Origin of the sequence: Amycolatopsis sp. NPDC051106, from assembly GCF_040682775.1 — a bacterium.
Taxonomy (GTDB): Bacteria; Actinomycetota; Actinomycetes; order Mycobacteriales; family Pseudonocardiaceae; genus Amycolatopsis.
Genome location: NZ_JBFBBQ010000101.1, coordinates 1 through 21,644, shown reverse-complemented (window position 1 = coordinate 21,644; position 21,644 = coordinate 1). Strand labels below are relative to the sequence as shown.

The following is a 21,644-nucleotide window of genomic DNA, read 5'->3' as shown; positions in this document are numbered from 1 at the left end:
CGGGGAGGTATCAACCTCCGATGTAGTGAGAGAGAGTGCCTGGATGGCCGATCAAGTCGATCCCCGGTTTACCAGGGCACGCTGTGCTTTTCCTGAGAGAAACTCCCCCGCGGAGACCACTGCCTGGCCGGGCTCAGCCGCCGTGCCGGCGGGCTAGGCCGGAGAAACAGACCGATGCAGGACCAGCGCAGGGACCGGACCGTGATGCTCGAGCTGAACCGATTCCGTCCGGCTGGACGGGGTTCAGGAACCCCCAACGCCGACACTGAAGACGATCTTTTCACCCGTACGGGTAGCGTCTCGCGCTGGGCTCCTACCGATCGGCCGTTGAGCCGGACCGCCGGGAGCGTGCTGACGAGTGGCTGACGAGAACGCGATGCGCCCTGGCGGGCGCTGGACCGACCAGGGTTTCACGAGCACGAACGATGATGGTGGTGCGGCGGTGCCGAACGAAGACGCCGCGGGGGTAGGAGGGCCCCCCGCGCAGTCGCCCGGAGATGCTCCGGGCCGGAAAGCCGGGCTGTTCGCCGGCATGCGCGACTGGAGGCTGCGGTCCAAGCTGGCCGCGATCCTCCTGATCCCGACGTTGACGGCGCTCGTGCTGGGCACGCTGCGCGTGGTCGACGACGCCCAGGAAGCGACCGAGTTCCAGCACACCGCCGACCAGGTCGCGTTCGCGGTCAAGGTCACCACGGTGGTGCACGAGCTGCAGAACGAGCGCTCGCTGGCCGTCGCGCGGATCTCGTCGTCGAACCCGCTGCTGCAGACGGGCCTCGACGCGCAGATCGCCAAGGTCGACCGCGAGGTCACCGACCTGCGCAACTCGGCGTCGGCGCTCAGCTACGACGACCAGGGGACCAAGGACCGCTACGCCCGCGGTATCCAGCGCCTCGACGCCCTGCGCCCGCTGCGGGCGGCGTTCAACACCGCGAACGGCCTGCCCGACATCACGGTGATGACCGCCTACTCCGGCATCCTCGACGCGCTGATCGAGCTGGGCCGGGAGGTGACCACCGCGGTCACCGACCGGGACGTGCTGCGCCTCGGCACGAGCACGCAGGCGATCAGCGAGGCCAAGGAGTTCACCACCCGCTCCGACGCCGAGCTGCAGATCGCCGCGTTCCGGGGGGCCTTCCCCGGCGACCTCCTGGACCAGACGCGCGCGTCGGCCTCCAGCGCGGACGCCTCGGTCGCGACCTTCCTCGCGAACGCCGACGACGACCAGCGCCAGCTCTACAACGACACCTACTCCGGCCCGGAGGTCGACGACCGCCGCCGGATCCAGACCGCGGCGTTCTCCTTCGCCCAGCTGGACCAGGCGCCGAGCATCGACACCACGGCGCTCGGCAAGGACAGCACCGTCTCGGCGGACAAGCTGCACGCGGTCGAGTCGAACCTGCTGGCCCAGCTCAAGACCCGCGCCGACGACCTCGCCACGGCGGCGGTCAACTCGGCCTGGGTCGGCGGTGCCATCGTGCTCGCCGCGCTGGCCGCCGCGATCGCGCTGATGCTCGTCGTCGCCCGCCTGATGCTGCGCCCGCTGCGGGTCCTGCGGAAGAGCGCGCTGGACATCGCGTACACCCGGCTGCCCGAAACCGTGCAGGCGATCCTCGACGACCCGGACCCGGTCGGCGCCTCGAAGCGAGCCGTCCAGCCCGTCCCCGTCACCTCTCGCGACGAGATCGGCGAGGTCGCGCGGTCGTTCGACATCGTCCACGAACAAGCCGTCAAGATGGCCGCCGAGCAGGCCCTCCTGCGCGAGAACGTCAACGGCATCTTCGTGAACCTTTCCCGGCGGTCGCAGCGGCTGGTGGAACGCCAGCTCGGCGTCATCGACCGCCTCGAGGCCGACGAGCAGGACCCGGACCACTTGGCGAGCCTGTTCGAGCTCGACCACCTGGCCACCCGGCTGCGGCGCAACGGTGAGTCCCTGCTGGTGCTCTCCGGCGCCGGCCTGGCCAAGTCCGTGCCCAAGCCGGTGCCCGCCGCCGACGTCATCGGCGCCGCGGTGTCCGAGATCGAGCAGTACGCCCGGATCGAGGTCGGCATCGTGCCCGACGTCGCGGTCCAGGGCCTGGCGATCCACGACCTCGTGCACGTCCTCGCGGAGCTGCTCGACAACGCGACCTACTTCTCCGAGCCGGAGACGAAGGTCATCGTGCGGGCCGTGGTGACCCGCCGCAAGGCGCTGGCCATCCAGGTCACCGACCACGGTGTCGGCATGAGCGAGGAGCGGCTGGCCGAGGTCAACGCGCGCCTGGCCGACCCGCCGGACCTGGACGTGTCGGTGACCCGCCGGATGGGCCTGTACGTGGTCTCGCGGCTGGCCAAGCGCCACGGCATCGAGGTGCGGCTGCGCGAGAACGAGGACATCGAGGGTGGCGTGATCGCCCGCGTCGTCGTCCCGGCCGAGCTGCTCACCCCGCTCCGCCCGGGCATGCCGCGGCAGACCCCGCTGCCGCCGAACCGGTCCGAGACGTCGATGTCGATGCCGAGCATCCCGATCCCGGCCGCGCGTTCGGACTACGACCAGACGCAGGCGCACACGCCGGTCCCGCCGTCGGCACCGCCGCCCCCGCCCCCGCCTCCGCCGGCGCACGAACCGGTGGCGAAGCAGGGCGGGCTGGTCCCGCTCGACCAGCCGATCAGCCTCGACGACCTGGTCAGCGGCGGCCGCGCGGCGGGCCCGTTCCTGTCGCCCGAGCTGCCGAAGCCCGAGGCGCCGGCCTGGCCGACCGCCGAGGACCTCGCACCGCTGACACCGTCGACGAACGGTGAGGGCGCCAGCTCGAGGGCGAACGACACGCAGTTCGCGCCGCTGGTCCTGCCGAAGCGCGAGCCGAAGTACGTCCCGCCCGAGGAGCCGCCTCCGCCCCCGCCGCGCGCGGAGGACGTCGGTTCGTCGGCCCTCGAAGACGATGTACCCACCCGGCGGCTGCCGATCTACCAGTCGGTGCTGTCACGCTGGTTCAGTGAAGGCGACGAAGCGACGGCCGATCCGGTGCCGGCGCAGAGCGAGGGTGAAGACCCGAACCTCCCGCCGCTCACCGGCTCCGACGAGCCGGTGGCGGAGCGGACCGTCGTCGCCGAGCCCGTCAGCAGGCGCCACGAGCGCGAGCCGGTCGCGGACGAGCTCCTGCCGACCGCGGCGACCCGGCACCCGCTCCTCCCGCCCGACGACGGCTGGCACAGCGCCTCCGACGACGGCTGGCAGAAGGCTCAGTCGCTCCTGGAGGCCAAGAACGAGGAGATCACCACGGCCGGGCTGCCCAAGCGCGTCCCGAACGCGTACCTGGTGCCGGGGTCGATCAACAGTCCTTCGGCCGACGGACCGGCGCAGAACAACTTCGCGGACAACACCGCGGGCATGCCCGGAAAGGGTGCGATCACCCGCTCGGCGTCCGCGGCGCGGAGCAGGATGGCAAGCTTCCAGCGGGGCTACACCTCGGGCCGGCACGCGTTGAAGGAGCTCCCGGCCGAAGAACAGCTGGAAAGCAGCAGGGTTCCGGGGCGTGGCAACACCACAGACAGCAGTGAGGAGTGAAAGTGACACGGGCGGGTGCAATGCAGCCGGGTGGCTCCGCGCAGCCGAACGGCCAGGCGCATGCCAAGGCGAACAATGCCGGCAGCTTCGCTTGGCTGATCACGGATTTCGTGCACCGGGTGCCCGGCGCGGCCCACGCGGTCGTGGTGTCGGCCGACGGCCTGCTCCTCGCGGCCTCGCGTGGCCTGCCGAAGGACCGGGCGGACCAGCTGGCGGCGGTGGCGTCGGGGCTCACGAGCCTCGCGCGCGGTGCGGCCAAGGTGTTCGAAGGCGGGACGGTCGCGCAGACCGTCGTCGAGATGGCCAACGGCTTCCTCTTCCTCATGTCGGTTTCCGACGGTTCTTGTCTTGCGGTGCTGGGTTCGCCGGAGAGTGACATCGGCCTGGTCGTCTACGAGATGACCCTGCTGGTGGAACGGGTCGGTCAACAGCTGACTCCGGAGATGCGGGCCCAGCTGCAGGGCTCGGCAGTCCGCCGCTGAGGACCCGGGAACCGAGGAGAGAGCCGTGGACGACGGGCGCTTGAGGGGCGAGGGCCGGCTCGGTGACGACTTCTCCGGCGGGTGGTCCGAACATTCGGACGACGGCCGGGAGGACTGGCAGTCGTTCCGGGAACGGGTCGACCGCGAGTGGCGGTCACGCCGGGTGCAGGCGTCCGACAACGACCCCGTGCGCGAACCACCGAACTGGCTGACCGACAGCAACGCCGGTCAGGAACCGATCCGGCCGATCCAGCCCGGCAGCGGCGAATACCGCGACCGGCTGCTGGGCGGCCCGGGAGCGGAGCTGTTCGGCGGGTCGAGCGGGCCGCTGTACGACGCGCACGACTTCGCCGCGTACAGCAACGATCGCGACTATTCGGCAGGACCGGACTCCGGCGAGCTGGCCGCGGCGCTGCCGCGGCAGGCCCACCAGGAGTACGTCGACGAGCCGGCGCCGACCGAGATGGAGACGTCGGGCCTGGTCCGGCCGTACTTCCGGACCCGGGGCCGGACGAAGGCGACCCTCGACCTGGCGATCGAGGCGCTGATCTCGACCAGTGATCAGGGCCGGATGCTCGACCGGGTCCGGGTGCCCGAGCACCGGTCGATCTGCGACCTGTGCCTCGACACCCGGTCGGTGGCCGAGGTGGCGGCGCTGCTGCGGCTGCCACTCGGTGTGGTGCGGGTGTTGATTGGTGACGTGGCGGGTCTCGGGCTGGTGCTGGTGCACTCCACCAACACGACCGTGGGCGACCGGCCGAGTATCGAGTTCATGGAAAGGGTGCTCAGTGGGCTTCGGAGAATTTGACTCCGACGCGAACGCGCCGCAGGTGACGGGTCCGACCTCGTCGGCCAAGATCGTGGTCGCCGGCGGGTTCGGTTCGGGGAAGACAACGATGGTCGGGGCGATCTCGGAGATCGACCCGCTGACCACCGAGGCCATGATGACCGAGGCCAGCGTCGGACACGACGACACCTCGGCGACGCCGAACAAGACCACCACGACCGTGGCGATGGACTTCGGGCGCATCTCGCTGGACTCGGACCTGGTGCTGTACGTCTTCGGCACCCCTGGTCAGCACCGGTTCTGGTTCATGTGGGACGACCTCGCGGTCGGTGCCATCGGGGCGGTCGTGCTGGTGGACACGCGGCGGCTCGCCGACGCGTTCCCGTCGATCGACTTCTTCGAGAACCGGAAGCTGCCCTACGTCGTGGCCATCAACTGCTTCGACCGGCTTCTGCACCACCAGATCGAGGACGTCCGGCACGCGCTCACCATCGCGCCGTCGGTCCCGATCATGGCGTGCGACGCGCGTGAGCGCGACTCCGCCAAGCAGGTGCTGATCTCCGTCGTCCAGCACGCGATCGCGCACGATTCGGCCCTGCGCGCGGGCTGAGGGTGCTGATCCGGACCGGATGCCGCCGTTGGGGTGAACTCCACGGGCTTCACCCACTTCGGGGAGCGCTGCCGCCGTCCGGAGGACGGGACGGCCGCCGCGGTTCGGTACCGTCGAGGGTGGCATCGCCGGCGCGGACGGCGGTCCACCCGGCTGACCTGCGCGGACACCCCGCTTCGGCGGGCCGCGGAGGAGGCCCCGCACGCGCCGTCCGGACCGGGCCGGCGCGGAGCGCGGTCGCGCGCACACGTAGGGTGCGCAGCGGCCGGCCGGCGATCGACTCGACACCGCCGGCAGGGCGAATACGCTTGAGCGTGGGCCGTGCCCGCCACTCCGGGGTGCGGCTCGCGGCGCCGCAGGAGCAAGGAGGGGCAGTAGTGACGGCATCCGGCCAGGGATCGTTCGGCTGGCTCATCACGGACTTCGTGCGCCGGGTACCCGGCGCCGCGCACGCCGTTCTGGTGTCCGCCGACGGCCTCCTCCTGGCGCCGTCCGAAGGGCTGCCCCAGGAGCGCGCCGAGCAGCTGTCCGCGGTCGCGTCCGGGCTGATCAGCCTGACGTTCGGGGCCGCGCGCTGCTTCGAAGCGGGCGGCGTCAACCAGACCGTGGTCGAGATGGAGCGCGGCTACCTGTTCCTCATGTCCGTTTCGGACGGTTCGTCGCTGGCGGTGCTGGCCGCGCCGACGTGCGACATCGGCACCGTCGCGTACGAGATGACGCTGCTCGTCGAGCGGGTCGGCCAGCAGATCACCCCCGAGCTGCGCGCCCAGCTCCAGGGCGGCGTGCGTGGGTAGGACACGATGAGGATTTCGGGATTCGACGATCCGGACTCCAGCGGCTGGGACGCACTGCACCGCGGTACCGAGCGCGAGGGTTTCGATTCGCCCAGCAAGTTCGACATGTCGACGCTGTCGATGATCATGCCCAAGCGCAAGCCGGCGCGGCCCCAGCCGGATCCGCAGGGCTACACCGACGAGGACACCCGCGAGTGGGGCCCGTCGTCCGACTTCGACGAGGGTTACGACGGCAGCTACGACCCCGTCGAGCCGGAGTGGCAGGACGAGGAGACGTACGAGCCGGAGCCCCCGCCGCTCGAGCCGGCGTGGACGCCTCCGCGCGGCGCGCGCCCGCCGGCCCCGCCCCGGCCGCCGGTCCAGCCGCGCCCGCCGGCACCCCCGCCGCCCCGGCCGCCGGCGCCGAGACCCCCGGTGTCCAGACCCCAGGCGGCGCCCCCGCCTTCGTGGGCTCCGCCGATCGACCCGCGGACCGGCTGGACGCCCCCGCCGGACCCGGAGACCCGCTGGATCCCGCGGCCGGAGCCGTGGGAGGAGCCGCCGGCCCGCGTCCTGAGCCCCTCGCCGGCCGCTTCGGTGGGCTCCCGGGTGCGCCCGTACACGCGCACCGGCGGTCGCACGCGGTCCGACCACAACCTGGCGCTGGAGGCGCTGGTCTCGACGTCCGACGACGGGCGCCGGTACCGCGGCGTGCGCTCGGTCGAGCACCGCCGGATCTGCGACCTGTGCCTGGACACGCGGTCGGTGGCCGAGATCGCCGCCCACCTGCGGCTGCCCCTGGGCGTGGTGAAGGTACTGGTCGGCGACATGGCCGACATCGGGCTGGTGCTGATCCACCAGACCGAGCTGATCCTCGGGGACCGCTCGTCCCGCGACTTCATGGAACGGGTCCTGGCCGGCCTCCGGGCGCTCTGAGCTCTCGCGCGGGCGGGGCCGAGGTGGTCCCCGGCCCCGCGTCCGTCAGGCCTTGGGCCAGGTGAGATCGAGCGCGAGGGTGTTACCCGGGCCGGGCACGGCCGCGTTGACGAGCGCCGTCGCCGACCCGCAGTTCGCGAACGCCCCGATCGAGTACGTCGAAGTCAGGTGGCCGCCCTTGTCGAGCTGCCAGTCGGCCGACGTGATCTCGGTGGTGACCGGCTCGGCGGTGCCGCACGCCGGGCCGACGTCGTGCGGTGCGCCGTTCACGGTGACGTCCAAGACCTTCACCGCCCACTTCGCGGTGGCGGTGAACCCGCCGAAAGCCTGTCCCGTGACGGCGCCCGGTCCCAGGGTGAGCTTGCCGCTGACGGTTCCCACGCCCGGCACGGCGCGAGTGATCGTCACCGGCGGCAGCGTGATCGTGCCGGAGAACGAGTACGGCCCGATGTCGGTGTACAGCTCGGCGATCCCCGGTCCGAGGGTGACGTCGGCGTTCGGCTTGGCGAGGTGCGTGGTGCCGTTGACGTCGTACTTGGTGTAGACGGGCGGTCCGATCGCCTCAGCCGCCCCGGCGAACCCCAGCCCGGCGACGGCTGTCGCCGCCGCCAGCGCGGTCACGCGTGTTCCCCACTTCATGGTCCCTCCCAGGTTCGGCGAAGATCCGGCGAACCAGGCTTACCACGTGGCCGGGCGTTCCGTCGGCGATTCACCGATCCCCGGAGGGCAGGGTTCCGGCAAAGTCGCGGGTTCAGCCACCTGGCTTCCACCGCTACCGCACAACGGATCCCCGCCCACTCGTCCGCGCCCCCAGTCCGGTGTCGCCTCCGCCTCGGCAAGGCCCGCCTCGACCGCCGCAGCCGGATCCTTTGTTCAGGGCGCCGCGCCCGCGGCCTGCGCCGGGGGCAGCCAGGCTGGGTGACTTTGCCGGAACCCCGGGGGTCACTCCTCCACCAGCGCGGCCGAGGTGATCCGGTGCAGCGAGTACCGCTGGTTGTCGTCGCCTTCGAGGATTCCGCCGCCGACGCGCACGGGCCGCACGACCCGCTGGCTGGCGGTCCCGCGCGAGTCGACGAAGCCGATCCAGACCTCACGCCGTTCCAGCGTCGCCCGTGACAGCAGCTCCAGCGTCGCGGACGTGTCCGCCCCGCCGCCGACCGGCGCCCGCACCGCGGACCCCCGGCGCCGGGCGGACGCGGCGTCGCCCGCCCGCAGGTTGGAGATGATCCGGACCGCCTGGTCGGACGTCAGCACGGCCTGCTCACCCGGCCCGCGCCGCGCGGCCCGGGCCTTCGCCGGCAGCCGGCGCCCGCCCGGCCGGATGTCGACGACCCGGCCGTCCGGCCCCTCCGCCGCCGGTGCGAACCCGGCCGCGCGCAGGCCGGCGAGGACCTCGTGCAGCGGGTCCGGGCTGATCACGACGGTCGGCGCGATCAGCCGCAGCGCGTGCTCCGCCGCGACCGGGTGGGCCAGCACCTCCGCCAGCAACGCCTCGTCGTCACACCGCAGGAAGGACGCCGCGACGCCGCCGCGCAGCCGGCCGTGCCGCCGGGCGACGTCGTCGACCAGGTAGCTCAGCGACTGCGGCACCGGGGTCGCCGACTTCTTCTTGAACAGCGCGTGCAGCTCGTCGGCCGTGCGGCCGGTGTCCAGCGCGCGCCGGACCGACGTCTCGGTGATCCGGTAGACCGTCGCGTGGCCGGCCGACTCCACGTCCGCCACCGCGGCCATCTCCGCCGCCAGCTCCGGTTCCAGTGGCCCGGGCGCGACGACCGTCAGGTCGGCCTGCAGCAGCACGTGGTCCACCGGCGCGGGCAGCGCGTCCGAGATCGCCTCGACCGCGCCCGGCCGGTCGTCGGCGAGCAGCGCCCGCGTCGCCGTCGTGAGGCCGCCGAGCCCGACGATCCCCAGCGCCGACGCCTCGGACATCGTCCAGCGGACGGTCTCGTCCCGCAGCCGCCCGCCGCGCCGCGGGGCGCGCCAAGCCAGCACCGCGACGAGCTCGTCGACGCTCTTGACGCCCGCACCCGGGGGCAGGTCGGCCAGCGCGGCCAGGACCCGCCGCCGCGCGACCGGCGCCAGCGGGCGGCGCAGCTCCTCCGACAGCGGCGCGATCGGCTTGTCCTTGGCGTCGCGCCCGCCGGCCATCCCCGGCAGCCGCGGCAGTTCCAGCCACGCCTGGGCCAGCGTCATCCACCGCTGCGCGGTCGGCGACGCGAGCCACGAATCGGTCAGCGTCGTCGGCACCCACTCGGGCGCGGTCGTCTCGCTGTCCGCGACGAGCCCGGCGCCCACGGCGAGCTCGGCCAGCAGGATCGCCTGCGGCTCGTCGATCTCGAGGTCCTTGGCCAGCTTCTTCAGCTCGCGCACGCCGAGGCCGCCCGACTTGAGCACCGGCGGCGGGGCCGCGGACCACGACCGCAGCAGGGATTCGGTGTGGCGCAGGAACTCCATCGCCTCACCGGCCGCGGCTTCGTCCAAAGTGGACGAACGGTGCGGGTGCAGCGGCAGCTCGGGCTCGGTGAGCGTGCCCGGGGCGAAGACCCCGCCGCGGACCGCGACCCCCAGCTCGCGCGGGAGTTCGACGGTCTGGTCGTCGCGCCGCAGCAGCAGCCCGCGGGCCAGCAGCTTCTGCACGGGTGTCTTGGCCTTTTCGAGCGAAGTGTCGTGCCCGGCATCGCGGGTCCGGCCGATCGGCGGGCCCGCGGCGAGGGCGCTCAGCACGCCACGCTCGTCGTCGGACAGCTCCGCGAGCCGCGCCGCGAGGTCCTCGCCGTCGAGCGACGGCGACGACGCGCCCAGCCCGGCCGGGAACGGCCCGAGGGCGTCCCGGACCGCGGGCGGCACGCGCAGCGCGTCGTCCGGGCCCCAGGCCAGCGCCCGGGCGCGCAGCCGGGCCAGCTGCGCGGTGATGTCGGTGCCGACGAGGTCCGTGACCTCGGCGACCGGCACCGGGTCGCGGTCCGCGCCGGCCAGCAGGCACGCTTCGAGCACGGCGAGGGTGACGGTGTCGAGGTCTTCACAGGCGCGCGCGACGGAGCCCGGCGTGCCGGCCCGGGTGGCGAGCACGGTGCTGTCGGACGGCGGGGGCGTGGACAGGTCGCGACGAGTGCGGAGCAGCTCTTCGAGGGCGGCGTCGGACTCCGCACGCAGCCAGTCCGCCAAGGAGGTCGCGGGCATAGAAAGCCAGGATACCGGGCGGTTGCGACAGGCTGCCCGGGCTGAGGCAGACTGGGGCCCGAGAGATTTTCGGGGGTCCGGTGGCGGAGTCCCCGGCCGGGGCGAAGCCCCGGATGGCACAGGATCGAGCACGACTGTGGAGGACGTTGTGGCCAAGGGTGAGAAGAAGCACAAGGGCGTCGACCCGACCTGGCCGGGCGAGGCGGGCGAGCACCCCGTGACCGAGCTTGCGTCCGACCGCCAGGGCTCGCTGTCGCCGTTCGGTGACATCACCTTCCCGCTCGACTCGGTGCCCTACGTGCACCCGGAGACCGAGATCAACCGCTGACCCCGTTGCTACTGGTCAGTACCGGTATCGGGGGCTGGTGAGGACGGTCACGGGAGTAGGTTCGCTCCCGTCCCAACCCACCTTTCCCACGCGGGGGTAAGCGCCATGCCGGTTCCCGGTCCCGGATATTCGATCACCGTCCGGGTCGAGGCCCCGGCCTCGTCCAGCGCGGCCGGTGACCTCACCACGGCCGTCGGGCGCGTCGGCGGCGTGCTGACCGCGTTCGACGTCGTCGAGTCCCACTCCGACTCGATCGTGGTCGACATCAGCGCCAACGCGCTGTCGGAGAACCACGCGAACGACATCACCCAGGCGCTCGACTCGCTGCCCGGCGTCAAGGTCCGCAAGGTCTCCGACCGGACGTTCCTGATCCACCTCGGCGGCAAGATCGAGGTCACGCCCAAGGTCGCGCTCCGCAACCGTGACGACCTCTCCCGCGCCTACACCCCGGGCGTCGCCCGCGTGTGCCAGGCGATCGCCGCGAACCCCGAGGACGCGCGCCGGCTGACCATCAAGCGCAACACCGTCGCCGTCGTCACCGACGGCTCCGCGGTGCTCGGTCTCGGCAACATCGGCCCGGCCGCCGCGCTGCCGGTGATGGAGGGCAAGGCGGCGCTGTTCAAGAAGTTCGCCGACGTCGACGCCTGGCCGGTCTGCCTGGACACCCAGGACACCGAGGAGATCATCAAGATCGTCAAGGCGCTCGCCCCGGTGTACGCCGGGATCAACCTCGAGGACATCGCCGCGCCGCGCTGCTTCGAGATCGAGGCGCGGCTGCGCGAGCAGCTGGACATCCCGGTGTTCCACGACGACCAGCACGGCACCGCGATCGTGGTCGTCGCCGCGCTGCGCAACGCCCTGCGCGTGGTCAAGAAGAACATCGAGGACTGCAAGATCGTGGTCAGCGGCGTCGGCGCGGCCGGCTCGGCGATCATCCGGCTGCTGCTGCGCAAGAACCCGGGCGACATCGTGGCCGCGGACATCGACGGGATCGTCCACTCCGCGCGCGGCAACCTCGACGACAACCTCACGTGGATCGCGTCGCACACGAACAAGGACCAGGTCAGCGGCACCCTGCACGAGGCGCTCGTCGGAGCGGACGTCTTCATCGGCGTCTCGGCGCCCAACCTGTTCGGCGCCGAGCAGGTCGCCACGATGAAGGACGACGCGGTGGTCTTCGCGCTGGCGAACCCGGACCCGGAGATCGACCCGCTCGAGGCGCAGCAGCACGCGGCCGTCGTCGCGACCGGCCGCAGCGACTTCCCGAACCAGATCAACAACGTGCTGGCGTTCCCGGGGGTCTTCCGCGGCCTGCTGGACGCGAACGCGCACAACATCGACGACACGATGCTGCTCGCCGCGGCCGACGCGATCGCCGACGTGGTGGACAACGGCAAGCTCAACGCGTCGTTCATCGTGCCGAGCGTGTTCGACAGCGCCGTGGCGCCGGCGGTCGCCGAGGCCGTGCGGAAGGCCGTGCGCGCCGAGCGGTGAGCGGGTCCGGTTCCGGGTACGTCGGCGGAGGCCGCGGGCCGGGCGCGACCGTGCGGAAGTAGCCTCGGCTGGTGAGTGAACTCAGCCACGTCGACGAGACCGGCGCCGCCCGGATGGTCGACGTCTCCGGCAAGACCGCCACCGCGCGCACCGCGCTCGCGGCCGGCACCGTGCGGACCACCGCCGAGGTGCTCCGGCTGCTTGCCACCGACGGCCTCCCCAAGGGCGACGCCCTCGCCACCGCCCGCATCGCCGGGATCATGGGTGCCAAGCGGGTGCCCGAGCTCATCCCGCTGTGCCACCAGATCGCGCTGTCCGGGGTCAAGGTCGAGTTCACCCTCGGCGAGGCCGAGGTCGGCATCCGCGCGACGGCGAAGACCACCGACGTCACCGGCGTCGAGATGGAGGCGCTGACGGCGGTCGCGGTCGCCGGGCTCACCCTGCACGACATGATCAAGGCCGTCGACCCGGCGGCGACACTGGACGACGTCCGCCTGCTCCGCAAGGACGGCGGCAAGACCGGGACCTGGGAGCGGCCGTGAAGCGCACCGCACGCGTGATCGTGGCGTCCAACCGCGCCGCGAAGGGCGTCTACGAAGACAAGACGGGCCCGGTGATCGTCGCCTGGCTGGCCGGCCGCGGGTACGAGGTGCCGGCGCCGGTCGTCGTCGAGGACGGCGATCCGGTGGGCGTCGCGCTGCGGGCCGCGCTGGCCGACGGCGTCGCCGTGGTGCTCACCACCGGCGGCACCGGCATCTCGCCGACCGACCGCACCCCGGACGTCACCCGCGCGCTGCTGGACCACGAGCTGCCGGGCGTCGCGGACGCGATCCGCGCGGCCGGGCTGCCGAAGGTCCCGACGGCGGTGCTCTCGCGCGGGGTCGCGGGTGTCGCGGGCCGGACCCTGGTCGTGAACCTCCCGGGCTCCAGCGGCGGCGTGAAGGACGGCCTGGGCGTGCTCGACGGCATCCTGGACCACGCGGTCGACCAGCTGGCCGGCGGCGACCACCCGCGTCCCGCCGCTTCGGCGCCTTCGGTGCGCGTCGTGCGGGCGCTGGTGACCGAGGAACCGCTGTCGGTCGAGGAGCACGCCCGGCTGGTCGAGGACGACGCGGCGGGCGCGGTGGTGACGTTCGCCGGGGTGGTCCGCGACCACGACGGCGGCAAGGGCGTGCGCGACCTGACGTACGAGGGTCACCCGAGCGCGGGCGACGTGATCGCCGAGGTCGTGGCCGGCTTGGCGGCCCGGTGGACCGGCGTCCGGGCGGTGGCGGTGAGCCACCGCGTCGGTCATCTGGCGATCGGCGACGTGGCGCTGGCGTGCGCGGTGGCGGCGGAGCACCGCGGCCAGGCGTTCTCGGCGTGCTCCGACCTGGTGGACGAGGTCAAGGCGCGGCTGCCGGTCTGGAAGCACCAGCACTTCACCGACGGCACGGACGAGTGGGTCAACTCGCCGTAACCCGGAAGACGGCGACGCGGTCGGCGGCCGCGGCGAACTCGTCCGGATCGGCCTTGGCGACGAGGCCCAGCTTGACGAACATCGGCACCCCGTGCGGCACTTCGCGCGGGAAGGCGCGCATGACCCGCGCGCGGACGTCGTGGTCGCCGACCTCTTCGAGCGTCACGGCTTGTTTCCGGCGTCCGTGGGCGAGCTCGCCCCGCCCGGCGGCGCGGACGTTCCGCGCCCAATCGCCTTCGGGAACGCCGGCGACGACGTAGCGCCGACCGTCGACGGTCAGCGGCGAGACCGGCGTGGGCCGGGGCGCCCCCGACCGGCGGCCGGGGACGGTCAGGACGTGGATGGTGCCGAGGCGCAGCCCCAGGCGGGTCAGCAGGCGGACGAACCGGTTGGCGGGGCGGAGCCAGCGAGGCAGGGCGGGGTGAGTCGTCACGGCACAATCCTTTCGACTACCGAAGTATTCGCCCTCACGGTAGGCTCTTTCGAGTGTCGAAGCAATCTCTGGTCACGGAGGCGACCCAGGCCGCGGCGGCCTCCGGCGCGGCGGGCGACGTCGTGGACGAAGCCGCGGCGGCGGCGTTCGGGGTGAACCGGACGGACCTGCGGATCATCGGCCTGGTCGCGGCGGCGGGAACGTTGACGGCGGGCGCGCTGGCCACCCAGGCGCACCTGAGCCCGGCGGCCACGACGACGGCGATCCAGCGGCTGACGCACGCCGGGCACCTGACCCGCCGGACCGCGACGGACGATCGCCGCCGGGCGGTGGTGGAGCTGACCCCGGAGGCGGCGAAGCGGCTGGAGCAGATCTACGCGCCGATCGAGCGGGCGGGCCGGGCGATCCTGGAGGACTACACGCCGGAGCAGCTGGCGCTCGTGGTCGAGGTGCTGCGCCGGGGTGAGCGGATGCAGCTGGAGGAGGCGGAGAGGATCCGCGCGCTCTGAAAGGGCCCAGGAGGGGCTGGCGGGCGCGTCGGCGTCCTGACGGCTGCGCGGGGCTGTAGCCCGCGTACGGCGGCTCAGGGCGGGCGCGGCGGGGCGCCTCGCGTGATGATGCCGCGAAAGCCCCGTAACGGACGCCCGTGCACGTGACGGTCAGGTCCTGCGGGCCTCAGCGCCCAAGCCGTGAATGTCGCATTGAGGGACTTCCGAAGCGGCACCCGGCGCGGCGCGAACTCAGCCGCACGCCGGATGCGCGCGAGCCCTCCACCGCCCGGGGGATTGGCGGTGGAGGGCTCGTGCTGTCACGGCTCGAGGCCGGACCTACGCATCACTGCGCGATCGTCACTTGGTGGCGATCTTCTGCCCGACGAGGATCAGGTCCGCGTTCGGGATGTACTTCGCGTTCAGGTCCTGCAGCTTCTGGTAGCCGCCCTGGACGTTGAACTGCTTGGCGATCTTCGACAGCGTGTCGCCCGCCACGACGGTGTAGTCACCGGCCGGGTTGGAGCTGGCCACACCGGTCGCCGCCGGGGCCGGAGCCGCGGCCGCCTTCTTCGGGGCGGTCGTGGTCTTCTTCGTCGGCGCCGACTGCTTGGTGGTCGTCTTGTGGGTGGCCTTCGGGGCCGACGAGCCGCCGCCCTTCTTGCCGCAGACCGGCCACGCGCCGATGCCCTGACCCTGCAGGACGCGCTCGGCGACGGCGATCTGCTGCTCGCGCGAAGCGTTCGCCGCGCTGCCGGTGCCGCCGTAGGCCTTCCACGTGCTCTGCGAGAACTGCAGGCCGCCGTAGTAGCCGTTGCCGGTGTTGGTGTTCCAGTTGCCGCTGCTCTCACACTGCGCGATGGCGTCCCAGTTGGTCGCCGACGCGGGGGTCGCGGCGATCGCGAGGGGCGCGCCGACCGCAATGCCCGCGATGGCGACGCGAGCGACGGTGCGGGTGGCAGCGGACATCTTGCGGTGCTTGCCTCGGTAAGACATCTGAGTGTATCTCGCTCCCTGCGCCTACGAGCCGGTGCTGAGGGTCAGGATCGGGGTCCTGGCGCCGGCCGTCTCAGGCCGGCAGACGAGTCCGACGCACGACGCGTCTTCTTCGTCCCCTCGTCCCTGTCCGGAAATGCTTTCGCTCGGGGTATGGGTCCGGGGATCCGTCGGACAGGGCTAGGCGCTACGGATTCCCGGTCGTGCTGGTTGGTCGGGGCCAACCGAAAAGCGACGGTACGTAACGAGAGCCGTGATCGGAAATTATTCGGGGCGTGACCTACGTCACAGTAACGACACGCAACCCCTATCGATACCGGTGTTTGCGCTGGTCAGCGGGCCGTTATCTGGCCGTTTCCTAGTCGAGATAAAACACGGATCGTGAGGCTTGCATCACGTGTTTTGCGCGGTGAATGGACCGTTCGCGACGCCTTGGCCGCGATTGAAGCGCGCATCTTATGACTGCTCGCGGGAGTACGCCAGACTTGACAACTGCGCCTCACGTACCCCTTGAGTCACAGTAGTCCCACCTCTTCGTGGGGTTTGGAGCCGCCCCTGGAGCGACTCCAGCCGGTGCCGGCGCCCAGGTGGGGCAACGCACCGCGACGGACCAGGCGAAACGGGTCACCGGATGGCGTTGCGGCGGGACGCGATCAGCTTCTCGCGAACAACCCGGATCCGGTGACGCGCCACGCCGAAGGCCGCAGACGGCTTCGCCGAGCGGTCGGCTGCCGTACTCGAACGGCGGGTCCGCATATAGAGAGGACGAACTCGCGCACCCCGACGGACGGCTCATGTACCCAGGCGGTCGGCTCGCGTACCCAGAGGGTCGGCTCGCGTACCTGGAGGGTCGGCTCGCGTGATCAGGAGGTCGACACGCGTGATTAGAGGGTCGACACGCGTGTTTGGGAGGTCGACACGGCTGAGCGGGGTGCCCGGCGGCGTGTCGGCCGTTCTGGCACAGCCGCGGGGCGGTCAGCCGCCGGCGAAGGGCGGGAGGACGTCCAGTTCCGCGCCGTCGGTCAGCGGGCGGGTGAGGTCCCGCACCGCGACGCCGTCGAGGAGGAAGCTGGCGGCGTCCAGGACCCGCGGCAGGCCGGCCGGGTGGAGCCGGCGCAGCTCGGCCACGGCGTCCGACACGCGAGCGCCGGCCGGCAGCCGCACCTTCTCCTCTTCTTCCCCCGCCGCGGCCCGCGCCGAGGCGAAGTACCGCACCACGATGGTCAAAGCCGACATCTCAGCCGCCGATCGCGCTCATCGGCCGGATCGGCTGCGCGAACCCGGCGTCGTTGATCTCGTGTCCCGCGAGCTTGCCCCACATCGTCGCGCGCCAGGCGTCGGCAATCTCTTCATCGCGCGCGCCCGCGCGCGCGAGGGAGCGCAGATCCGTCTCGTCGTTGCTGAAGAGGCAGGAGCGCACCGCGCCGTCCGCGGTCAGCCGCGTCCGCTCGCACGCCGCGCAGAACGGCCGGGTCACCGACGCGATCACGCCGACGTCACCGGGCCCGCCGTCGACGAGCCAGCGCTCGGCCGGCGCGCCGCCCCGGGCGACCGGGAACGGCGACAGCGTGAACTCCTCTTCGAGCATCTCCAGGATCTGGGCCGCGGTGATCATCTCGCCGCGGTTCCAGCCGTGCTGGGCGTCCAGCGGCATCTGCTCGATGAACCGCAGGTGGTAGCCCTCGGCGAGGCAGAACTTCAGCAGCGGCACGGCCTCGGTCTCGTTGAGCCCGCGGATCAGCACGGCGTTGACCTTCACCGGCGTCATCCCGGCGTCCCGCGCCGCGGCCAGCCCGGCCACGACGTGCGAGAGCCGGTCGCGCCGGGTGATCTTCACGAACGTCTCGGGGTCGACGGTGTCGAGCGAGACGTTGATCCGGTTCAGCCCGGCCGCCGCGAGCCCGGCCGCGCGCTTCGCGAGCCCGATCCCGTTGGTGGTCATGGACAGCCGGGGCCGCGGCGACAACGCCGTGACCCGCGCGACGATGTCCTCGAGCCCGGCCCGCAGCAGCGGTTCGCCGCCGGTGAGCCGGATGTCGGTGACGCCGAGCTGCTCGACGGCGATCCGCATGAGCCGGACCAGCTCGTCGTCGGACAGCACCTGTTCACCCGGCATCCAGTCGAGGCCCTCCGCGGGCATGCAGTAGGTGCAGCGCAGGTTGCACCGATCCGTCAGGGAAACCCGGAGATCGGTGGCCACCCGGCCGAAGGTGTCGATGAGATGGGGGTTCTCGGGCCTGGGCACGCGAGATGACCCTCGTGTACCGGGGACGCGAGGAAACCCGAGATCCACTGCCGTCATTACGCCCAGCGTAGCTCCGGAACGCGCGAAACGACGCGATCGCTAGGATACTTCGCGGAGTGAGTGGTTCAGTTGCCGAACTAAACGAGGACCTGTGACGGAAAAGACGTACCCGGTCACCGAAGAGGAGTTGCTCCGCTTCGCCGAACTGGGCCGCCAAGGCAGCACGTTCACCGTCCTCCGGCACGCCCGGATCGCCGAGCGGATGGGCCTGTCGGGCACCGACCACAAGGCGTTCGACCTGGTCATCCAACCGGGCGGACCGTTGACCGCCGGCCGGATCGCCGAGCTGACCGGCCTCTCGACCGGCGCCGTCACCGGGGTCATCGACCGGCTGGAGAAGGTCGGCCTGGTCCGCCGGGTCCGCGATCCCGAGGACCGCCGCAAGGTCCTCGTCGAGGTCGTGCCGAGGGCCGAAGAGCGCTTCGCGCCGCTCTTCCAGTCGGCCTTCGACACCCTTCGCGAGACGCTGGCGCAGTTCTCCCCGGCCGAGCGAAAAGCCATCGAGCGTTATCAGAACGTCATCCTCGAACAGCTCCGCGCCGAGGTCATGGGCAATTCCCGCCCCGCGTAGCTTTTCCTCAACTGCGGAGATAATGTCTGCGGCATGCCGCAATTTCGGTTGTCCGAGGCCGCGCGCCTGCTCGGCGTCAGCGATGACACCGTCCGGAGGTGGGTGCGTGCGGGGCAGCTGACCGCGACCGACGACGCCGCCGGCCGCAAGGTCGTCGACGGTGCCCAGCTGGCGGGGTTCGCCCGGGCCCAGGCCTCCGGCCCCGAAGATCCCTCCACCGTCGGCCGTTCCGCCCGCAACAGGTTCGTCGGGCTGGTCACCGAGGTCATCACCGACAAGGTGATGGCCCAGGTGGAACTGCAGTGCGGGGCACACCGCGTGGTGTCCCTGATGAGTACGGAAGCTGTCCGCGAGCTGGGCCTGCGCCCAGGGGTGCTCGCGGTCGCCGTGGTCAAAGCGACCACCGTTGTGGTGGAAACACCGGAAGGAAGTCGATGAAAAAACCCGCTTTTCGGGGGTCCGGGTGGCGAAGCCCCCGGCCCGGGGCGAAGCCCCGCTTGTCACAGCTTGCTCTGGCCGTCGCGGCCGTCGCCCTGTTCGCGGGCGCGTGCAGCAGCTCGGACGAGCCCAGCACGCAGTCCGGCGCGTCGGTCACCGCACCCGCGCCCAAGGGGGCCGGGAACACCGGTGGCGGCACGCTCACCGTGTTCGCCGCCGCGTCCCTCACCGAGTCGTTCACCGCGCTCGGCAAGGCGTTCGAGGCCCAGCACGCCGGCGTCACCGTGAAGTTCAGCTTCGCGGGCTCGTCCGGACTGGTCCAGCAGCTGACCAACGGCGCGAAGGCCGACGTCTTCGCCTCGGCCGACCAGGCCACCATGGACAAGGCCGCGCAGGGTGGCGTGATCGACGGCCAGCCCGCGGTCTTCGCGACCAACAAGCTCGCCATCGCCGTCGCGCCGGGCAACCCCAAGGGCATCAAGTCCTTCGCGGACCTGAACAAGGCCGGCCTGACCGTGGTCACCTGCGCCCCGCAGGTGCCGTGCGGCTCGGCGGCCAAGAAGGTCGAGCAGAGCACCGGCGTCACGCTCAAGCCGAAGAGCGAGGAGCAGGACGTCAAGCAGGTGCTGAACAAGGTCCAGTCCGGCGACGCCGACGCGGGCCTGGTCTACGTCACCGACGCCACGTCCGCCGCGGGCAAGGTGGACAAAGTGGACTTCCCGGAGGCGGCGCAGGCGATCAACAGCTACCCGATCGCCGCGGTCAAGGGCGGGCAGGCCGAGCTGGCGCACCAGTTCGAGGAGTTCGTCCTCGGCGCCGACGGCAAGAACGAGCTGGCGAAGGCCGGGTTCGGCTCTGCGCAGTAAGCGGCTCACGAGCGGCCGGCCGGGATCCGTCCCGGCCGGCCGCTCGCGCGTCCCGTGGGTGCTCGCGATCCCCGCCACCCTCGCGCTGGCCCTCGTCGTGCTGCCGGTGGTCGGGCTGCTGGTGCGCTCGGACCTGACGCGGCTGCCGTCGCTGATCGTCTCGCCGTCGTCGTGGCACGCGCTGCGGCTGTCCCTGATCACCGCGGCACTGTCCACGCTGGCCTGCGTGCTGCTCGGCGTGCCGCTGGCCGTCGTCCTCGCGCGGGCCCGGTTCCGCGGCGTCCGGCTGCTGCGCTCGATCGTGCTGCTGCCGCTGGTGCTGCCGCCGGTCGTCGGCGGTCTCGCGCTGCTCTACCTGCTCGGCCGCAAGGGCTTCCTCGGCATGCTGATCACGACGCTGACCGGGGAATCCGTCCCGTTCACCACGGCCGCGGTGGTCATCGCGCAGACGTTCGTCGCGATGCCATTCCTCGTCGTCAGCCTCGAAGGCGCGCTGCGCGGGTCCGGCGACCGCTACGAGCAGGTCGCCGCGACGCTCGGCGCGCGCCCGTGGACGGTCTTCCGGCGCGTCACGCTGCCGCTGCTGCTGCCCGCGCTCGGCTCCGGCGTCGTCCTCAGCTTCGCCCGCGCGCTCGGCGAGTTCGGCGCCACGATCACCTTCGCGGGCAGCCTCGAAGACGTCACGCGCACGCTGCCGCTCGAGGTCTACACGCAGGCCGAAGTGGACATCGACAGCGCTGTCGCCCTTTCGTTGCTGCTCATCGTCGTGGCGGTCATCGTCATCGCGGTGGCGCGGCCGCGCTCGTGGGAAGGCGGCCTGCGGTGAGCCTGACCGCCCGGATCGAGGCCGTCCGCGGCTCGTTCTCGCTGGACGTCGACCTCGACGTGCCCGCCGGGACGGTGCTCGCGCTGCTCGGCCCGAACGGCTCGGGCAAGTCGACGGTGCTGGGCTGCCTGTCCGGGTTGATCACGCCGACGTCGGCGGAGATCACCGTGGCCGGGCGGGCTCTGGCGGGCATCGCGCCGCACCGCCGGGGGATCGGCCTGCTCTCCCAGGACGCCCTGCTCTTCCCGCACCTGTCCGCGGCCGACAACGTCGCGTTCTCGCCGCGCTCGACCGGCGCCGGCCGCCGCGCCGCGCGCGAACGCGCCTTCTACTGGCTGGCCGAAGTGGACGCCGTCGCGCTCGCCGACCGGCGGCCCGGGCAGCTGTCCGGCGGCCAGGCCCAGCGCGTCGCGATCGCCAGGGCGCTCGCCGCCGAGCCGGACCTGCTGCTGCTCGACGAGCCGTTCGCCGCCCTCGACGTCGACGCGGCGCCCGCGATCCGCGGCCTGCTCCGGCGCGTGCTCAAGACCGGGCCGACGACCGTGCTCGTCACGCACGACCCGCTGGACGCGCTCGCGCTCGCCGACCACGTCGCGGTGATGAACGGCGGCCGGATCGTCGAACGCGGCCCGACCCGCGAAGTGCTGTCCGCACCGCGGACGGCGTTCACTGCCCGGATCGCCGGGCTCAACCTGGTCGCCGGCACGGCGGTCGGTGACGGCCTGCGGACGGCGTCGGGCTCGATCGTCAGCGGGATCCCGGCGGCCGACGTGGTGCTGGGGGAGCCAGCGGTGGCGGTGTTCCCGCCGAACGCCGTCGCCGTCTACCCCCACGACGGCGGCCACCGCGGGAGCCCGCGCAACACGGCCGACGCCGTCGTCGCGGCCCTGGAACCGCACGGGCCGGTGATCCGCGTCCGCGCCGAGGGCGACGGCTGGGCCCACGGCCTGACCGCCGACCTCACGCCGGCCGCCGTGGCCGAGCTCGCGCTGGAGCCCGGCTCGGCGGTGACGCTGTCGGTGAAGGCCGCGACCGTGAGCGTGCACCCGGCCGCGGCTTCCTGACCCCAGCGCCCCAATGTGGCCTTCGGTGCGTCAGACGCACCCAAGGCGGCCTTCGGTGCGTCTG

At 72.2% G+C, this 21,644-nt stretch carries 22 protein-coding genes; 16 read left to right on the top strand and 6 right to left on the bottom strand.

Annotated elements, in window-relative coordinates; genetic code table 11:
• The first annotated feature begins 376 nt into the window (after nucleotides 1-376).
• The 6 genes from AB0M83_RS41610 (at nucleotide 377) to AB0M83_RS41585 (ending at nucleotide 7,132) form a co-directional block, all read left to right on the top strand.
• Entirely contained in the window at nucleotides 377-3,544 is a 3,168-nt protein-coding gene (locus AB0M83_RS41610) for a nitrate- and nitrite sensing domain-containing protein (protein ID WP_364526243.1), read from the top strand.
• A 20-nt stretch (nucleotides 3,545-3,564) separates the two neighbouring features.
• Nucleotides 3,565-4,026, top strand: a complete 462-nt coding sequence (locus AB0M83_RS41605) for a roadblock/LC7 domain-containing protein (protein ID WP_013230256.1) — start codon at nucleotides 3,565-3,567, stop codon at nucleotides 4,024-4,026.
• 25 nt (nucleotides 4,027-4,051) lie between these two features.
• A complete protein-coding gene (locus AB0M83_RS41600) occupies nucleotides 4,052-4,834 on the top strand; it encodes a DUF742 domain-containing protein (protein ID WP_364526220.1) in 783 nt (260 codons plus the stop codon).
• A complete protein-coding gene (locus AB0M83_RS41595; RefSeq protein WP_247017872.1) occupies nucleotides 4,815-5,423 on the top strand; it encodes an ATP/GTP-binding protein in 609 nt (202 codons plus the stop codon). Before AB0M83_RS41600 ends, AB0M83_RS41595 begins: the two co-directional genes overlap by 20 nt.
• Nucleotides 5,424-5,800: 377 nt before the next feature.
• Nucleotides 5,801-6,217, top strand: a complete 417-nt coding sequence (locus tag AB0M83_RS41590) for a roadblock/LC7 domain-containing protein (protein WP_091390236.1) — start codon at nucleotides 5,801-5,803, stop codon at nucleotides 6,215-6,217.
• Between the two features lie 6 nt (nucleotides 6,218-6,223).
• The gene (locus tag AB0M83_RS41585; protein ID WP_364526217.1) at nucleotides 6,224-7,132 is read left to right on the top strand and encodes a DUF742 domain-containing protein; all 909 of its coding nucleotides are present in this window, start codon (nucleotides 6,224-6,226) and stop codon (nucleotides 7,130-7,132) included.
• 45 nt (nucleotides 7,133-7,177) lie between these two features.
• Here the strand turns inward: AB0M83_RS41585 and AB0M83_RS41580 are convergent, their stop codons facing one another.
• Nucleotides 7,178-7,771 (bottom strand): hypothetical protein, encoded by a 594-nt coding sequence (locus tag AB0M83_RS41580; RefSeq protein WP_364526215.1) that lies wholly within the window; start codon nucleotides 7,769-7,771, stop codon nucleotides 7,178-7,180.
• 303 nt (nucleotides 7,772-8,074) lie between these two features.
• Complete coding sequence (locus AB0M83_RS41575) at nucleotides 8,075-10,312, bottom strand: helicase-associated domain-containing protein (RefSeq protein WP_364526213.1); 2,238 nt, start codon at nucleotides 10,310-10,312, stop codon at nucleotides 8,075-8,077.
• A 148-nt stretch (nucleotides 10,313-10,460) separates the two neighbouring features.
• Between AB0M83_RS41575 and AB0M83_RS41570 the strand changes: the two genes are divergently transcribed.
• From AB0M83_RS41570 to AB0M83_RS41555, 4 genes are all read left to right on the top strand, one after another.
• Complete coding sequence (locus AB0M83_RS41570; protein ID WP_160697456.1) at nucleotides 10,461-10,640, top strand: hypothetical protein; 180 nt, start codon at nucleotides 10,461-10,463, stop codon at nucleotides 10,638-10,640.
• A gap of 105 nt (nucleotides 10,641-10,745) precedes the next feature.
• Nucleotides 10,746-12,134 (top strand): NAD-dependent malic enzyme, encoded by a 1,389-nt coding sequence (locus AB0M83_RS41565; protein ID WP_364526211.1) that lies wholly within the window; start codon nucleotides 10,746-10,748, stop codon nucleotides 12,132-12,134.
• Nucleotides 12,135-12,205: 71 nt separating this feature from the next.
• Nucleotides 12,206-12,676 carry a cyclic pyranopterin monophosphate synthase MoaC gene (gene moaC, locus AB0M83_RS41560; protein ID WP_285476874.1) on the top strand — a complete coding sequence of 157 codons (471 nt, stop codon included), beginning with the start codon at nucleotides 12,206-12,208 and terminating at the stop codon, nucleotides 12,674-12,676.
• The gene (locus tag AB0M83_RS41555) at nucleotides 12,673-13,593 is read left to right on the top strand and encodes a molybdenum cofactor biosynthesis protein MoaE (protein ID WP_364526209.1); all 921 of its coding nucleotides are present in this window, start codon (nucleotides 12,673-12,675) and stop codon (nucleotides 13,591-13,593) included. The genes moaC and AB0M83_RS41555 overlap by 4 nt, the downstream gene beginning before the upstream one ends.
• On the opposite strand, the gene AB0M83_RS41550 is transcribed toward AB0M83_RS41555, so the two are convergent.
• Nucleotides 13,580-14,026, bottom strand: coding sequence for a nitroreductase/quinone reductase family protein (locus tag AB0M83_RS41550; RefSeq protein WP_364526207.1), 447 nt, complete (start codon nucleotides 14,024-14,026; stop codon nucleotides 13,580-13,582). The two genes, AB0M83_RS41555 and AB0M83_RS41550, sit on opposite strands and share 14 nt — an antisense overlap.
• 53 nt (nucleotides 14,027-14,079) lie before the next feature.
• Between AB0M83_RS41550 and AB0M83_RS41545 the strand changes: the two genes are divergently transcribed.
• A complete protein-coding gene (locus AB0M83_RS41545; RefSeq protein WP_364526205.1) occupies nucleotides 14,080-14,535 on the top strand; it encodes a MarR family transcriptional regulator in 456 nt (151 codons plus the stop codon).
• Between the two features lie 339 nt (nucleotides 14,536-14,874).
• On the opposite strand, the gene AB0M83_RS41540 is transcribed toward AB0M83_RS41545, so the two are convergent.
• The 3 genes from AB0M83_RS41540 to moaA all read right to left on the bottom strand — a co-directional run bounded on the left by AB0M83_RS41540 (nucleotide 14,875) and on the right by moaA (nucleotide 17,755).
• Nucleotides 14,875-15,510, bottom strand: coding sequence for a transglycosylase family protein (locus AB0M83_RS41540; RefSeq protein ID WP_364526204.1), 636 nt, complete (start codon nucleotides 15,508-15,510; stop codon nucleotides 14,875-14,877).
• Between the two features lie 975 nt (nucleotides 15,511-16,485).
• Nucleotides 16,486-16,746, bottom strand: a complete 261-nt coding sequence (locus tag AB0M83_RS41535; RefSeq protein ID WP_364526202.1) for a MoaD/ThiS family protein — start codon at nucleotides 16,744-16,746, stop codon at nucleotides 16,486-16,488.
• Between the two features lies 1 nt (nucleotide 16,747).
• A complete protein-coding gene (moaA, locus tag AB0M83_RS41530; RefSeq protein WP_364526200.1) occupies nucleotides 16,748-17,755 on the bottom strand; it encodes a GTP 3',8-cyclase MoaA in 1,008 nt (335 codons plus the stop codon).
• A gap of 151 nt (nucleotides 17,756-17,906) precedes the next feature.
• On the opposite strand from moaA, the gene AB0M83_RS41525 reads away from it, so the two are divergent.
• From AB0M83_RS41525 to AB0M83_RS41505, 5 genes are read left to right on the top strand one after another with little or no spacing between them, the layout of a single operon-like run.
• Nucleotides 17,907-18,386 carry a MarR family transcriptional regulator gene (locus AB0M83_RS41525; protein ID WP_364526198.1) on the top strand — a complete coding sequence of 160 codons (480 nt, stop codon included), beginning with the start codon at nucleotides 17,907-17,909 and terminating at the stop codon, nucleotides 18,384-18,386.
• Between the two features lie 33 nt (nucleotides 18,387-18,419).
• Complete coding sequence (locus AB0M83_RS41520) at nucleotides 18,420-18,824, top strand: TOBE domain-containing protein (RefSeq protein ID WP_364526196.1); 405 nt, start codon at nucleotides 18,420-18,422, stop codon at nucleotides 18,822-18,824.
• Between the two features lie 59 nt (nucleotides 18,825-18,883).
• Nucleotides 18,884-19,690 (top strand): molybdate ABC transporter substrate-binding protein, encoded by an 807-nt coding sequence (gene modA / locus AB0M83_RS41515; RefSeq protein WP_364526194.1) that lies wholly within the window; start codon nucleotides 18,884-18,886, stop codon nucleotides 19,688-19,690.
• Nucleotides 19,691-19,748: 58 nt separating this feature from the next.
• Nucleotides 19,749-20,516, top strand: coding sequence for an ABC transporter permease (locus AB0M83_RS41510; protein WP_364526192.1), 768 nt, complete (start codon nucleotides 19,749-19,751; stop codon nucleotides 20,514-20,516).
• Entirely contained in the window at nucleotides 20,513-21,580 is a 1,068-nt protein-coding gene (locus AB0M83_RS41505) for an ABC transporter ATP-binding protein (RefSeq protein ID WP_364526190.1), read from the top strand. Before AB0M83_RS41510 ends, AB0M83_RS41505 begins: the two co-directional genes overlap by 4 nt.
• Nucleotides 21,581-21,644: the final 64 nt, after the last annotated feature.

Coding starts and splice junctions, on each gene's coding strand:
- AB0M83_RS41610 (WP_364526243.1), top strand. CDS start 377: ATGCGCCCTGGCGGGCGCTGGACCGACCAGGGTTTCACGAGCACGAAC.
- AB0M83_RS41605 (WP_013230256.1), top strand. CDS start 3,565: ATGCAGCCGGGTGGCTCCGCGCAGCCGAACGGCCAGGCGCATGCCAAG.
- AB0M83_RS41585 (WP_364526217.1), top strand. CDS start 6,224: ATGAGGATTTCGGGATTCGACGATCCGGACTCCAGCGGCTGGGACGCA.
- AB0M83_RS41580 (WP_364526215.1), bottom strand. CDS start 7,771: ATGAAGTGGGGAACACGCGTGACCGCGCTGGCGGCGGCGACAGCCGTC.
- AB0M83_RS41575 (WP_364526213.1), bottom strand. CDS start 10,312: ATGCCCGCGACCTCCTTGGCGGACTGGCTGCGTGCGGAGTCCGACGCC.
- AB0M83_RS41565 (WP_364526211.1), top strand. CDS start 10,746: ATGCCGGTTCCCGGTCCCGGATATTCGATCACCGTCCGGGTCGAGGCC.
- AB0M83_RS41540 (WP_364526204.1), bottom strand. CDS start 15,510: ATGTCTTACCGAGGCAAGCACCGCAAGATGTCCGCTGCCACCCGCACC.
- AB0M83_RS41535 (WP_364526202.1), bottom strand. CDS start 16,746: ATGTCGGCTTTGACCATCGTGGTGCGGTACTTCGCCTCGGCGCGGGCC.
- AB0M83_RS41520 (WP_364526196.1), top strand. CDS start 18,420: ATGCCGCAATTTCGGTTGTCCGAGGCCGCGCGCCTGCTCGGCGTCAGC.